Genomic DNA, 12,625 nt, shown 5'->3' on the forward strand with positions numbered 1-12,625 from the left:
GTCATGACCCCAGCTTCCCTGCTTCATCCCGACGCCTTCCTGTCGCCGCTTGCGATCGACGAGGCCGTGCACCGTGCACTCGACGAGGATCTTGGCCGCGCCGGCGACATCACCTCGCTCGCGACGATCCCCGAGGCCAACACGGCCCGCGCGATCCTGGTGGCGCGCCAGGCTGGCGTCATCGCCGGTCTGCCGCTGGCGCTGGCGACGCTGCAGAAGCTCTCCGATGCCATCGAGGTGCAGGCGCACGTCCGAGATGGCGCGCGCGTCAAGGCCGGACAGCGCGTGCTGACGATGTCAGGCCCTGCCCGCGCCATTCTCACGGCCGAGCGGACCGCGCTGAATTTCGTCGGCCGGCTCTCCGGCATTGCGACGCTGACGGCCGACTACGTCCGCCAGACCGAAGGCAGCAAGATGCGGATCTGCTGCACGCGCAAGACAACGCCGGGGCTGCGCGCGCTGGAGAAATACGCAGTACGCTGCGGCGGCGGCTTCAACCATCGCTTTGGCCTGGATGACGCGATCCTGATCAAGGACAACCACATCGCGGTCGCTGGCGGCATCCGCCCGGTGCTGGAGCGCGCCCGCAGCCACGCCGGCCATCTCGTGAAGATCGAGATCGAGGTCGATACGCTGGCGCAATTGCGCGAAGTGCTCGATACCGGCCTCGCCGACGCGGTGCTGCTCGACAACATGGATATCGCCACGCTGCGCGAGGCGGTGAAGCTCGCGGAGGGTCGCGTTGCGCTGGAGGCATCCGGCGGCGTCACGCTGGAGTCGATCCCGGCGATCGCAGCGACCGGCGTCGACTACGTCTCGTCCGGCGCGCTGACGCACTCGGCACCGAATTTCGACTGCGCGCTGGATATCGAGGCGTAAGCCGCTACCGCCGCTCGGTCGCGCCGAGCTCGGCCGAGCTCCTGGCTTCCTGCGCGAGCTCGGCTGAGAGCGCGGCGGTCTGCGCCGGCGTGCCCCAGCTCGGCTCCTCGCTACCGTCACCCCAGGCGCGCGGCCGGTAGAAGGTGTGCACGCCGAACTTGTACATCTTCTTCATCTCGGCGACCCAGGACGGGCGCACCCAATAGGCGTGGTAGTGCGTCGATTTGCCGACCTCGGGCAGCCAGATCTGACCGTCGAGCGTCGCTTTCGCGATCTTCTTGGCGCGCTCCCACATGTCGGGCTCGCGGATTACGTCGGGATTGTTGTCGCAGGCGAAGGTGAACTGGCAGGCGAAGTGGCGGTACTTGTTCTGATAGACCACGCCGCAAACGGTGTCCGGATATTTGCCAGAGAACACGCGGTTCATCACCACCTGCGCAACCGCCATCTGGCCACGCACGGCCTCGCCGCGCGACTCGAAGTACACGGCTTCAGCCAGGCACTTCTCCGATCTGGCGCGCGACTTCTCGTCGAGGGCGAGCCGTTCGGCCGGCGACCTGACGCGCTGGTCGTCGGCGTTGACCTCGCCCTTGGGCGCAACGCTCTCGCCGCTCTCGGTCGCCCTCGCGACCTCCTCCGACGGTTGCGGCAGCGAGGCCATCACCTTCATGTCGGGGTCCGGCATCACGATCAGCGGCTCGGCGCCGGGCTGCCAGCTCTCCATGCTCTCGAGACTGCCGCCGAGCGACGAGCGGCCGAAGAACAGGTTCGACGTCTTGACGCTGAAGGGATCGCGCGCCGGCGCGGCCGGGACCCGCTTCAAATCGTTGAGCGGCTGTGCCGCAAGCGACAGCGCCGTGTCGCTTGCCGATGGCGTGCCTGAATATTGCGGCAGCGGCGGCGCGCGCAGCGCCTCCTCGAGTTCGGGATCAAGCGCGGCCGCGGACTCCGGCGACATCGCCTGCGGCAACGCGGCCGTCTTGGCGCCAAAGACCGAGCTGTTCGATGTCGCGGGATCCTGCGCGGCGGGCGCGGCGGATGGCGCCGCCGGCTCAGCCGGCGCGGGCGTGACGGTCGCGAGACGATCGCCCTTCAGCGTACGATCCACGCGCGGAAAATCAGCGGCCTGATAGCGCGGTGGCGTCTGGAGCGCCGGATTGCGCGCGATGCTGCCCGTGATGTCGCGGTCGTCCAGGCTGGCGAGGCGATAGCTCGCGCTCTGCGGAACCGCGGTCCCGATCGGACGGGCAAAGCTGTAGGTGGCGAGCTGGATCGAGGACGCCGCGGAAAATACCTGCTTCTGCCAGCGCTCGGCGACGCCGGGTTGCCGCGCGAGCAGCGAAGCAATGTCCTGATATCCGGTCTCTCTCGGCACCAATGCGAAGATGCAGAGACCGAAACCGAAGGACGCGAACCGCGCGCCCTTCGGATGGTTACGCAACACAAACATCGATACGCTCACGCAACGCTTACGCTAGAGAAGATCGAAGGCAGTGCGTCCGTGCAATTCGATCCTTTTTGTTGCTATCTAATTTAGGTTGCTGCGGAGTTAATCGACGTTGCAGGTGCACCACACTCAAGCAATCGCAGGTGTTTTCGCGGGGAGATCGGGCGCGTTGGTAAATGCGACCTCACGCAAACAGGTAAATGCCTGGTCAACGCATATGGTGAAGGAACTCTTCACGCGGTGTGTCATTGCGGGACGCGCGACAACAAACGCCGTCATTGCGCAACGGTCCTTCCACACAACCGCTGTCATGCCCCGCGAAGGCCGGGCATCCAGTACGCCGCGGCTTCTCCGTATACGTCACTGTCTCTGGATACTGGATCGCCCGCTTTCGCGGGCGATGACATCAAGAGTATGGGACGAGCGTGCAAGAATCTCGTCATTGCGCAATGACGACGTGGACGGGGCGGAGCTTGAAATGAAAAGAGGCGGAGCCTTGGCCCCGCCTCTTTCGTTGTCCGATCTAAATCTCGTTCACGCCTGGCTTGCGGCCGCCTTGCCGAGCGCGGCCTGGGCGGCGGCGAGGCGTGCGATCGGCACGCGATAGGGCGAGCAGGAGACGTAGTCGAGGCCGATCGCGTGGCAGAACGCCACCGAGGCGGGATCGCCGCCGTGCTCGCCGCAGATGCCGACCTTGAGCGAGGCGCGAGTCTTGCGGCCGCGCGCGACGCCGATCTTGACGAGCTCGCCGACGCCCTCCTGGTCCAGCGCGATGAAGGGATCGATCTGCAAGATTCCCTTGGTCACGTAGGGACCGAGGAAGCTCGCAGCATCGTCGCGGCTGATGCCGTAGGTGGTCTGCGTCAGGTCGTTGGTGCCGAAGGAGAAGAACTCCGCCGACTGCGCGATCTCGGCCGCGAGCAGGCAGGCGCGCGGCAGCTCGATCATGGTGCCGACCTGATAGGCGAGCTTGGTGTTGGTGTCGCGCATCACCGCCTGGGCGGTGGCATCGATGCGCGCCTTGACGAGGTCGAGCTCGGCCTTGGTGGCGATCAGCGGCACCATCACCTCGAGGCCCACGGCCTTGCCGGTGCGCCGCTGCGCCTCGACCGCGGCCTCGAAGATCGCGCGCGCCTGCATCTCGGCGATCTCGGGATACGCGATCGCGATACGGCAGCCGCGGAATCCGAGCATCGGGTTGAACTCCGAGAGCTCGCGCGCGCGGTCAGCCAGGCGGCGCGGGTCGGTGTTCATGGCGCGCGCCACCTCCTCGACCTCTGCGTGGGTGTGCGGCAGGAATTCATGGAGGGGAGGATCCAAAAGCCGGATCGTGACGGGCAGGCCCTTCATGATCTCGAACAGCTCGACGAAGTCGGCGCGCTGCATGGGCAGGAGCTTCGCGAGCGCGGCACGGCGCGACTGCTCGTCCTCGGAGAGGATCATCTCGCGCACCGTGCGGATGCGCGTCTCCTCGAAGAACATGTGCTCGGTGCGGCACAGGCCAATGCCCTGCGCGCCGAACTTGAGCGCGGTGCGCGCATCCTCCGGCGTATCGGCGTTGACGCGCACGCCGATCTTGCGGACCTGGTCGGCCCAGTTCATCAGCGTGCCGAACTCGCCGGACAGCTCCGGCTCGATCATCGGCATGCGGCCGGCGAGCACCTGGCCGAGCGAACCGTCGATGGTGATGACGTCGCCGGTCTTGAAGGTGCGCGAGCCGATGCTCATGGTGCCGCGGCCGTAATCGACACGGATCGTGCCGCAGCCGGAGACGCAAGGCTTGCCCATGCCGCGCGCGACCACCGCCGCGTGCGAGGTCATGCCGCCGCGGGTGGTGAGGATGCCCTCGGCCGCGTGCATGCCGTGGATGTCTTCGGGGCTGGTCTCGATACGGACCAGGATGACCTTGCGCCCGTCGGCCTGGAGCTTGGCGGCTTCATCCGAGGAGAACACGATCTCGCCGGAGGCCGCGCCAGGCGAAGCCGGCAGGCCGGTCGCGATCACGTCGCGCTTGGCATTGGGATCGATGGTCGGATGCAGCAGCTGATCGAGCGAAGCAGGATCGATGCGCGTCACGGCTTCCTTCTTCGAGATCAGGCCCTCATTGGCGAGCTCGACCGCGATGCGCAGCGCCGCCTTGGCGGTGCGCTTGCCGCCGCGGGTCTGCAGCATCCAGAGCTTGCCGCGCTCGACGGTGAACTCCATGTCCTGCATGTCGCGATAGTGCTTTTCGAGCTGCGTGTAGATGCGCGTCAGCTCCTTGAACGCCTCCGGCATCGCCGTTTCCATCGACGGCTTGTCGGAGCCGGATTCCTTCCGCGCATCCTCGGTGATGTCCTGCGGCGTGCGGATGCCCGCCACCACGTCCTCGCCCTGCGCGTTGATCAGGAACTCGCCGTAGAGCTTGCTCTCGCCGGTCGAGGGGTTGCGGGTGAAGGCCACGCCGGTCGCCGACGTCTCGCCCATGTTGCCGAACACCATGGCTTGCACGTTGACCGCGGTGCCCCAGGATTCCGGAATATCGTGCAGCTTGCGGTAGGTCATCGCGCGCGCGTTCATCCAAGATGAGAACACGGCGCCGATCGCGCCCCAGAGCTGGTCGTGCGGATCCTGCGGAAACTCCTTGCCGGTCTCGCGCGCCACCGCATCCTTGTACTTGCCGACCAGGTCGACCCAGTCCTCGGCGGTGAGATCGGTGTCGAGCGCGTAGCCCTGGCTGTCCTTGAAGGTGTCGAGGATTTCCTCGAAGTGGTGATGTTCGAAGCCGAGCACCACGTCGGAATACATGGTGATGAAGCGGCGATAGCTGTCATAGGCAAAGCGGCGATCGCCCGACAATTCGGACAGCGCTTCCACGGTCTCGTCGTTGAGGCCGAGATTGAGCACGGTGTCCATCATGCCCGGCATCGAGGCGCGCGCGCCGGAGCGCACCGAGACGAGCAGCGGGTTCTTGGCATCGCCGAACGCCTTGCCGGTCAGCTTGCCGACATAGTCGAGCGCCTTCTCGACCTGCGCTCTCAATTCCTTCGGATAGGCCTTCTCGTGGGCGTAGAAGTAGGTGCAGACCGAGGTCGGGATGGTGAAGCCGGGAGGCACGGGCAGGCCGAGATTGGCCATCTCGGCGAGGTTGGCACCCTTGCCGCCGAGCAGGTCACGCATTTCGGATTTGCCCTCGGCCTTGCCGTCGCCAAAGGTGTAGACCCACTTGCCTGCCTTGACGACGCCAGGCGCCGCCTTCGCGGCGACCTTGGGCGCAGCCGGCTTGCTGACCGGCTTGGTCAAAGGCTTGCTCAGAGTCTTGCTCAGAGTCTTGGCTGCGGGCTTGGCGACTGGCTTGGCAGCGGTCTTCACAGCGCTTTTGGGCAGCGCCTTGCGGGCCGCCGGGGCGGCTTTCGCCTTTGCGGAGGGCTTTGATTTCGCTGGCATTTTTTTAGGCTTCGAGGCGGCTTTGGCCATGGCTTGCACACAACCTGCGAGAGGAACGGGAAATCGCGGGCCTTACACCATTTTGAGCGGGCTCGCGCAAGTCGGACTGATGGGGGATGGAGACTTTACAAATGGAGCCACTTCAGCAGCCCAAGCCCAATCGCGCCGTTCAGGATCAAAAAGATCGCGACGATCAGGTTGAGGAGCCGCGGCATAATCAAAATGAGCACGCCCGCGATCAGCGACATGATCGGCGAGATATGGGCGACGGTGAGGTGCATGAAATATCTTTCTCGGGGCTTCGGAAGCGAGGCCTTGGGGGTGATGCGAATCGCGGCCGGATCATACCGGTCCCGGCCCGGCGAGTAGAGACGCACGAGCCCATACTTCAGTTCCCCCATCGCGAAAACTGCCTGAAATTGCCGCGGATGCGGCGCTCAATCTTTCGGAACAACGGGCAGGTGCATGCATTGGCAACCGGGTCGCGCCACTGGCGTGGCGCCGAATCATCTTCGTGAGGAGTTGCCCATGCGGAACAGGATTCTTGCACTCGCAGCGCTTGGCGTCGCGCTCGGCGCGCCCGTCGCGGCGCAAGCCCAGGCCGACGTCACGATCGGCCGTGCGCCTGCCGTGGTCGAGCGCAGTCCCGGCATCGCCGTCGAACAACGTCCGGCGTTTCGCGACTATGTCGTCGAGCAGCGCGTGCCGGCCTTCAGCGTGCCGGACCGCATCGTGGTCGGCTCCGTGCTGCCGGAGACCGGCATCACCTATTACGACGTGCCGCAGCGCTTCGGCCCGACGACCTATCGCTACACCGTCGTGAACGGCGAGACCGTGCTGGTCGAGCCACGCTCGCGACGCATCGTCGAGTTGATCGACTAAGAACACTGGACTAGATGTCCGGCGCGCCAATCAAGGCTCGGCGCGTGTAGTGTTTTCGGACATCAGGCCCTGCCCGGTCCTCCCCCCGCCGGGCGGGGCTTTTTTCGTTCTCGTGTCCCGGGCAAGCGAAGCGCAGACCCGGGATCCAGAAGCCGAGTACACGCTGCGTGGGCCCCGGATCAGCAGCGCACCACGCCGCGAAGGGCGGCGCGCTGCGCAGCATCCGGGGCACGAGAGCAATCAGTCCTGGATCTTCGAGAAGTCCGCCACCGCACGCGTGGCGCTGCGAATCTCGTTCAGCAGCGTCAGGCGGTTCTCGCGCACTTTCGGATCCTCGTCGTTGACGCGAACCTTGTCGAAGAAGGCATCGACCGGCGGACGGAGTTTTGCCATTGCGCTCATCGCGCCGGCGAAATCTTCCTTCGCGACGGCAGCGCCTGCTTCCGCCTTCACCTCGCCGATCGCCTTCGCCAGCGCCTTTTCCTCCGTGAGGCTGTAGAGCGCCGCATCGGGTGCGCCGTCGAACGTACGCTTGTCCTTCTTCTCCTCGATCGCGAGGATGTTGCTGGCGCGCTTGGTCCCGGCCAGCAGGTTCTTGCCGTCGTCGGAGTCGAGGAACTTGCCGAGCGCCTCGACACGACGAACGATCATCAGAATATCGTCCTGGCCGCCGAGCGCGAACACGGCGTCGACGAGATCGTGACGCGCGCCCTGCTCGCGGAGCTGGACTTTGAGGCGATCGGCGAAGAAGGCGAGGAGATCAATCGCAATCTTGTGGCCATCGATGAGGCCCTGGCTGGTTCCGGTCTCCAGTAACCCTGCCCTTGCCGATTGAGCCAACTTTTGAATCGACAGGCGAAGCGTGTTCTCGGCAATCAACCGGATCACGCCCAACGCCGCACGGCGCAGCGCATAGGGGTCCTTGCTTCCCGTCGGCTTCTCGTCGATCGCCCAGAAGCCGGCGAGCGTATCGAGCTTGTCCGCGAGTGCCACCGCGACACTGATCGGATCGGTCGGCACGCGATCCGCCGGCCCTTGCGGCTTATAGTGCTCTTCACAGGCGGCCGCGACGGACGCATCCTCGCCCTGGGCAAGCGCATAATACTTGCCCATCAAGCCTTGCACCTCGGGGAATTCGCCGACGACTTCCGTCAGCAAATCTGCCTTTGCCAGATGCGCGGCGCGCTTGGCCTTGGTGACATCAGCACCGACCAGCGGCGCGATCTCGGCGGCGAGCCGCTCGATGCGCTTGATGCGCTCGGCTTGCGTGCCGAGCTTCTCGTGGAACACGATCTGCTCGAATTTTGGCAGCCGGTCTTCGAGCTTCGTCTTGAGATCGGTCTCGTAGAAGAACTTCGCATCGCTCAGCCGCGCGCGGATCACGCGCTCATTGCCGGAGACAATCGCCTTGCCGCCGTCGGTCGCCTCGATATTCGCGACCGGGATGAACTTGCTCGCGAGCTTGCCCGTTTTGGGATCGCTCACCACGAAGCACTTCTGGTTGTTGCGGATGGTGGCGCGGATCACTTCCGCCGGGATCGACAAGAACTCCTGGTCGAACGAGCCCATCAGCACGACCGGCCATTCGACGAGACCTGCGACCTCGTCGAGCAGGTTCTGGTCTTCGACCAGCTCAAAGCCCTGCGCAAATGCGAGCTGCTTGGCGTCGGTCAGGATCGAATCCTTGCGGCGCTCCGGATCGAGCACGACTTTCGCGTTGAGCAGTTTTGCCTCGTAGTCCTCGAAGCGGCGCACGTTGATCGCGGCTGGTGCCAGGAAGCGATGACCATAGGTGGTCTGGCCGGTCTCGATGCCGTCGACCGAGAATTTCACCACATCGGGCTCTTCGGTCTCGAGCCCGAAGGTCGCGGTGATCGCGTGCAGCGGACGCACCCAGTTGAGCGAGCCCGACTTGGCCGAGCGCGCGCCCCAGCGCATCGATTTCGGCCAGGGGAAGGTGCGGATGATCACGGGGAGGATCTCGGCGATCACGTCGATCGCCGCACGGCCCGGCTTCTCGATCAGCGCGATGTAGAAGTCGCCCTTCTTGTCGCTCTGGATCTTCGCTTCGCTGAGCGAGGCAAGGCCGGTGGCTTTCAAAAATCCCTGGATCGCAGGCTCGGGTCCGCCGACGCGCGGACCACGGCGCTCTTCCTTGAGATCAGGCTGGCGCGCGGGGATGCCGTGCACGGTGAGTGCGAGACGGCGCGGCGTCGCGAACGCTTTCGCGCCTTCATAGACGAGGCCTTCGGCAACGAGCTTGTCGGTGACCATGCGGCGCAGGTCGTCGGCCGCCTTGGCCTGCATGCGCGCGGGGATTTCCTCGGAGAACAGCTCCAGCAACAAATCGGGCATCAGGCCACTCCGCCCGCTTCGGTGTGCACCCAGGCCTCGCCGCAAGCCTTGGCAAGCTCGCGCACCCGGAAAATGTAGCTCTGCCGCTCGGTCACCGAGATGACGCCGCGCGCATCGAGCAGATTGAACACGTGGCTCGCCTTGATGCACTGGTCATAGGCCGGCAGCGCCATCAGGTGCTCCCTGCGGTTGCTGGCTTCGCGCCAGCCGGCCGCGAGGTATTTCTTGCAGGCCTCTTCCGCCATCTTGAACTGCTCGAACAGCATCGCGGTGTCGGCATGTTCGAAATTGTGCCGCGAATATTCCTGCTCGGCTTGAAAGAAGACGTCCTTATAAGTGACCTTCTGGTCGTCTTCGCGGCCGTTGAAGTTGAGGTCCATGATGCGGTCGACGCCCTGCAAATAGCAGGCTAGCCGCTCGAGCCCATAGGTGAGTTCGCCCGCGACCGGCGCGCATTCGACGCCGGCAACCTGCTGGAAGTAGGTGAACTGCGACACTTCCATGCCGTCGCACCAGCATTCCCACCCCAGGCCCCACGCGCCCAGCGTCGGGCTCTCCCAGTCGTCCTCGACGAAGCGGATGTCGTGCACGGCGGAGTCGATGCCGATCGCGGCGAGCGACTTCAGGTACAGCTCCTGGAGGTCCGGCGGCGACGGCTTGAGGATCACCTGGAACTGGTAATAGTGCTGGAGCCGGTTGGGGTTCTCGCCGTAGCGGCCGTCCTTCGGCCGGCGCGAGGGCTGCACATAGGCGGCATTCCACGGCTTCGGGCCGAGCGCGCGCAGGGTGGTCGCAGGGTGGAAGGTGCCGGCGCCGACCTCCATGTCATAGGGCTGGAGGATCACGCAGCCGTAATCCGCCCAATAGCGTTGCAGCGCCAGGATCAGGCCCTGGAACGAGCGGTCCGGGCGCATATGGGCGGGCAATGAGGCGTCCATCGTCAGGTCAGGCTTTCGCGGGGGGTTTTGAATCGCGCGGGACCGTATCGACGGCAGCGGTGGGAATCAAGGCAAAGGGCGCCGGTTCGGGCCAATCAGCCCGCCGTTCCGGGGGATGTGGTAGGGTGGGCAAAGGCGCTCTTGCGCCGTGCCCACCATCTTTCGTTAACCGCATCAGAAGTGGCGCTTCCGCCTTCGCTCTTCGAGCTACGGCGGACAAGTCGCTTTGCCCACTCTACGGCAGCAACTAACCCGGGCGATACGCTCCGGTGATGGGGTCACGCTTCAGCGTCTGGATTTCCCCCATGCGGGCGGCTTCGGCGACGCGCGACAGGCGCATCTCCTCCAGCTCCTGGTTGATCCGGACAGCGGTCTTGTAGGCCCAGCGGACCACGGCTAGCCCGCCCAGGACGCCCGCGAATGCAACGAACGGCGGCATCGGTCGATCCTTGTTCAATGCTCAGCCCCCACGCACATTCTCGCGCAGACAGGCCCGCGCCGCAATTGGCTTGGTTCGGACCAAATGGCGCGGGCCCGCGGCTGCTAGAACCCGAATTTCGCCCAAATCGCCCGCGTTTCCAGCGCCGAAATCAGTTCATCCGGCAGCCCGACCGTCCCTTCCAGGGCCGAAAGCTGGCCAGCGCCGGGTGATTTGCGGCCAAACAAGCCCGCCAGCAGCCCGGTCGGCTGCGCGATCACGGGGGTGAGAACCTTCTCGCCATAGCGGGCACGAAGAGTTGAGCGGAGATCGCCGATCCCGTCGGCAAGGCCCAGCGAGATTGCAGTGTCACCCGCCCAATATTCGCCGGTGAACAGCGCGTCCTCGCCGCCCTTCAGGCGCGCGCCGCGGCTCTCCTTCACGAGTGCGATGAAGATCGCGTGGATGTCGCGCTGGAGCTTCTTCAGCCGCGCCACGTCATCGGGGTTTTCGGGCAGGAACGGATCGAGCATCGCCTTGTGCTCGCCGGCGGTATAGAGCCGCCGCTCGATGCCGAGCCGCTTGATCGCCTCCTGGAAACCGAAGCTGCCGCCGACCACGCCGATCGAGCCGAGGATCGAGGAGGGATCGCAGAAGATCTCATCGCCCGCGCAGGCGATCATGTAGCCGCCGGAGGCAGCGACGTCCTCGACGAACACCAGCACCGGCAGCTTCTTCTCGGCCGCGAGCTGCTTGATGCGCAGATAGATCTGGCGCGACTGCACCGGCGAGCCGCCGGGCGAGTTGATCACGAGCGCCACCGCCTTGGCATTGCGGAAGGAGAAGGCGCGCTCCAGCACCCGCGCCACGCCGGCGAGCGTCATGCCCGGCCGCAGTGGCGTCACCGCACCGATCACACCGGAGAGCCGCACCACCGGCACGACCGCGGCCCCGGGGCGAAAGCGCGCCGGAAGGTACTGAATGCATTTGTCGATCAGGCCGGACGTGCTGGGATCGTTCAATTGTTCGGCCATGCCGTTACCTCGTCTTAACCATTTCTTATCACGCGACTGTCATTGGAAGTGCCTGGAACGTGTTTTGCAAAGTCTCCGTGGGGAGGCTGCAATGAAGCAGCGGAGAACAACATGAAGATCTATCTGCTGATCATGCTGATGGGCGCGCTGTTCACGGCGATTCGCTTCACCACAGCACAGGAACAGCAGTCGAACTCGCTTCCCCAGTAGATCTTCAAGCTGTCGCCAGCGGCAGCACCGCCCTCCCCGAAAGAACTTCCCGTAACTCTTTTTTAGGCACGCGCGACTCCTCGTTGAGCATCAGGCTTGGCAGGATACGCGTCGGCGCCCTGCCGCCTTTGATGGCGCGGACCAGCACGCGGATCGCAGGCTTTTCCGCGTCGCCATGAACCGGCAACACCGCGAGGCTTCCGAAGCCGCGTGACAGCGCTGTCAGCACGTCTGCTATCCCATCTGCGCGCCAGATCAAGGTCAGCACGCCACCTGATTTGAGAATGCGCCGTGCTGCATGCACCCAGGCATGCAGAGTCTCCTCCGTCGCGACATGGGCGACGTGACGCGCCTGGTCCGGCGAGCCGCGATGGCGCACGGCATCGTTGAAGGGCGGATTCATCAGGACCACGTCGATACTGTCAGGCGAAAGGCCGCTTGCCGCGAAGCTCTCCGCACCGGCCGTGACGTCGAGGACGATCGTCTCGGCTTCAATCGCATTCGCGGCCGCGTTGGCGCGTGCGAGGCTGCCAAGCTCCGCATCGATCTCGACCAGGGTCAGGCTGATCCCGGGGACGCGACGCGCCAGCGCCAGCCCCGCCGCGCCGACGCCAGCGCCGAAATCGACCACGCGATCGCCTGCCTTGGCCGCGGTCGCCGCGGCCAGCAGGATCGCATCGTGACCGGCGCGGTGGCCGGACCGCTTCTGCATCAGCCGCAATTGCCCGTCCAGGAACGCGTCCTCGGTGAGGCCATCCTCCGTGACGCTTTGGGCGAGTTCAGTCATCGCCGCGCAATTCGTGGCTCAGGCCGGCCTCGGTGAGGAGCTGCCGCGCCTCGCTGGCATCGTCCTCATGGACCAGGATCCGGCGCGGCAGGATCCCGAGCGACCCCTCGATGATGCTCATGTTCTGGTCCAGCACCAGATGGTGGATATTGGCGCTGTCGAGCAGCGCGCCGATCGCCGACACCAGCACCATGTCGTTGGTCCGAACCAGTTCGCGCAAAACGAGCCTCCTGCCTGACGCGGGGTGGG

General features: G+C 65.2%; 11 protein-coding genes. 2 read left to right on the top strand and 9 right to left on the bottom strand.

The features are described from left to right. Window positions 1-3: 3 nt before the first annotated feature. Complete coding sequence (gene nadC / locus NLM33_RS16655; RefSeq protein ID WP_254097088.1) at window positions 4-879, top strand: carboxylating nicotinate-nucleotide diphosphorylase; 876 nt, start codon at window positions 4-6, stop codon at window positions 877-879. Between the two features lie 4 nt (window positions 880-883). Here the strand turns inward: nadC and NLM33_RS16660 are convergent, their stop codons facing one another. From NLM33_RS16660 to NLM33_RS16670, 3 genes are all read right to left on the bottom strand, one after another. After that, the gene (locus tag NLM33_RS16660) at window positions 884-2,329 is read right to left on the bottom strand and encodes a cell wall hydrolase (RefSeq protein ID WP_254097089.1); all 1,446 of its coding nucleotides are present in this window, start codon (window positions 2,327-2,329) and stop codon (window positions 884-886) included. A gap of 531 nt (window positions 2,330-2,860) precedes the next feature. Further along, window positions 2,861-5,782 (bottom strand): pyruvate, phosphate dikinase, encoded by a 2,922-nt coding sequence (gene ppdK / locus NLM33_RS16665; protein ID WP_254097090.1) that lies wholly within the window; start codon window positions 5,780-5,782, stop codon window positions 2,861-2,863. Between the two features lie 95 nt (window positions 5,783-5,877). Next, window positions 5,878-6,033: a DUF3096 domain-containing protein gene (locus tag NLM33_RS16670; RefSeq protein WP_254105814.1), complete on the bottom strand. Its 156-nt coding sequence runs from the start codon at window positions 6,031-6,033 to the stop codon at window positions 5,878-5,880. A gap of 247 nt (window positions 6,034-6,280) precedes the next feature. On the opposite strand from NLM33_RS16670, the gene NLM33_RS16675 reads away from it, so the two are divergent. Further along, a complete protein-coding gene (locus NLM33_RS16675; RefSeq protein ID WP_254097091.1) occupies window positions 6,281-6,634 on the top strand; it encodes a DUF1236 domain-containing protein in 354 nt (117 codons plus the stop codon). Window positions 6,635-6,874: 240 nt separating this feature from the next. Here NLM33_RS16675 and glyS read toward each other — a convergent pair whose 3' ends face one another. The 6 genes from glyS to NLM33_RS16705 all read right to left on the bottom strand — a co-directional run bounded on the left by glyS (window position 6,875) and on the right by NLM33_RS16705 (window position 12,596). Beyond that, window positions 6,875-8,989, bottom strand: coding sequence for a glycine--tRNA ligase subunit beta (glyS, locus tag NLM33_RS16680; RefSeq protein ID WP_254097092.1), 2,115 nt, complete (start codon window positions 8,987-8,989; stop codon window positions 6,875-6,877). Further along, on the bottom strand, window positions 8,989-9,927 hold the full coding sequence (locus NLM33_RS16685) for a glycine--tRNA ligase subunit alpha (protein ID WP_254097093.1): 939 nt from the start codon (window positions 9,925-9,927) through the stop codon (window positions 8,989-8,991). The genes glyS and NLM33_RS16685 overlap by 1 nt, the downstream gene beginning before the upstream one ends. 247 nt (window positions 9,928-10,174) lie before the next feature. After that, on the bottom strand, window positions 10,175-10,366 hold the full coding sequence (locus NLM33_RS16690; protein ID WP_254105815.1) for a hypothetical protein: 192 nt from the start codon (window positions 10,364-10,366) through the stop codon (window positions 10,175-10,177). Window positions 10,367-10,470: 104 nt separating this feature from the next. After that, window positions 10,471-11,379 (bottom strand): S49 family peptidase, encoded by a 909-nt coding sequence (locus NLM33_RS16695; RefSeq protein WP_254097094.1) that lies wholly within the window; start codon window positions 11,377-11,379, stop codon window positions 10,471-10,473. A 214-nt stretch (window positions 11,380-11,593) separates the two neighbouring features. After that, window positions 11,594-12,376, bottom strand: coding sequence for a tRNA1(Val) (adenine(37)-N6)-methyltransferase (locus NLM33_RS16700; protein WP_254097095.1), 783 nt, complete (start codon window positions 12,374-12,376; stop codon window positions 11,594-11,596). Beyond that, entirely contained in the window at window positions 12,369-12,596 is a 228-nt protein-coding gene (locus NLM33_RS16705) for a DUF2007 domain-containing protein (protein ID WP_254097096.1), read from the bottom strand. Before NLM33_RS16705 ends, NLM33_RS16700 begins: the two co-directional genes overlap by 8 nt. Window positions 12,597-12,625 lie beyond the last annotated feature (29 nt).

The sequence above is a fragment of the Bradyrhizobium sp. CCGUVB1N3 genome, from assembly GCF_024199925.1.
GTDB lineage: Bacteria > Pseudomonadota > Alphaproteobacteria > Rhizobiales > Xanthobacteraceae > Bradyrhizobium.

Coding starts and splice junctions, on each gene's coding strand:
- nadC (WP_254097088.1), top strand. CDS start 4: ATGACCCCAGCTTCCCTGCTTCATCCCGACGCCTTCCTGTCGCCGCTT.
- NLM33_RS16660 (WP_254097089.1), bottom strand. CDS start 2,329: ATGTTTGTGTTGCGTAACCATCCGAAGGGCGCGCGGTTCGCGTCCTTC.
- ppdK (WP_254097090.1), bottom strand. CDS start 5,782: ATGGCCAAAGCCGCCTCGAAGCCTAAAAAAATGCCAGCGAAATCAAAG.
- NLM33_RS16670 (WP_254105814.1), bottom strand. CDS start 6,033: ATGCACCTCACCGTCGCCCATATCTCGCCGATCATGTCGCTGATCGCG.
- NLM33_RS16675 (WP_254097091.1), top strand. CDS start 6,281: ATGCGGAACAGGATTCTTGCACTCGCAGCGCTTGGCGTCGCGCTCGGC.
- glyS (WP_254097092.1), bottom strand. CDS start 8,989: ATGCCCGATTTGTTGCTGGAGCTGTTCTCCGAGGAAATCCCCGCGCGC.
- NLM33_RS16685 (WP_254097093.1), bottom strand. CDS start 9,927: ATGGACGCCTCATTGCCCGCCCATATGCGCCCGGACCGCTCGTTCCAG.
- NLM33_RS16690 (WP_254105815.1), bottom strand. CDS start 10,366: ATGCCGCCGTTCGTTGCATTCGCGGGCGTCCTGGGCGGGCTAGCCGTG.
- NLM33_RS16695 (WP_254097094.1), bottom strand. CDS start 11,379: ATGGCCGAACAATTGAACGATCCCAGCACGTCCGGCCTGATCGACAAA.
- NLM33_RS16700 (WP_254097095.1), bottom strand. CDS start 12,376: ATGACTGAACTCGCCCAAAGCGTCACGGAGGATGGCCTCACCGAGGAC.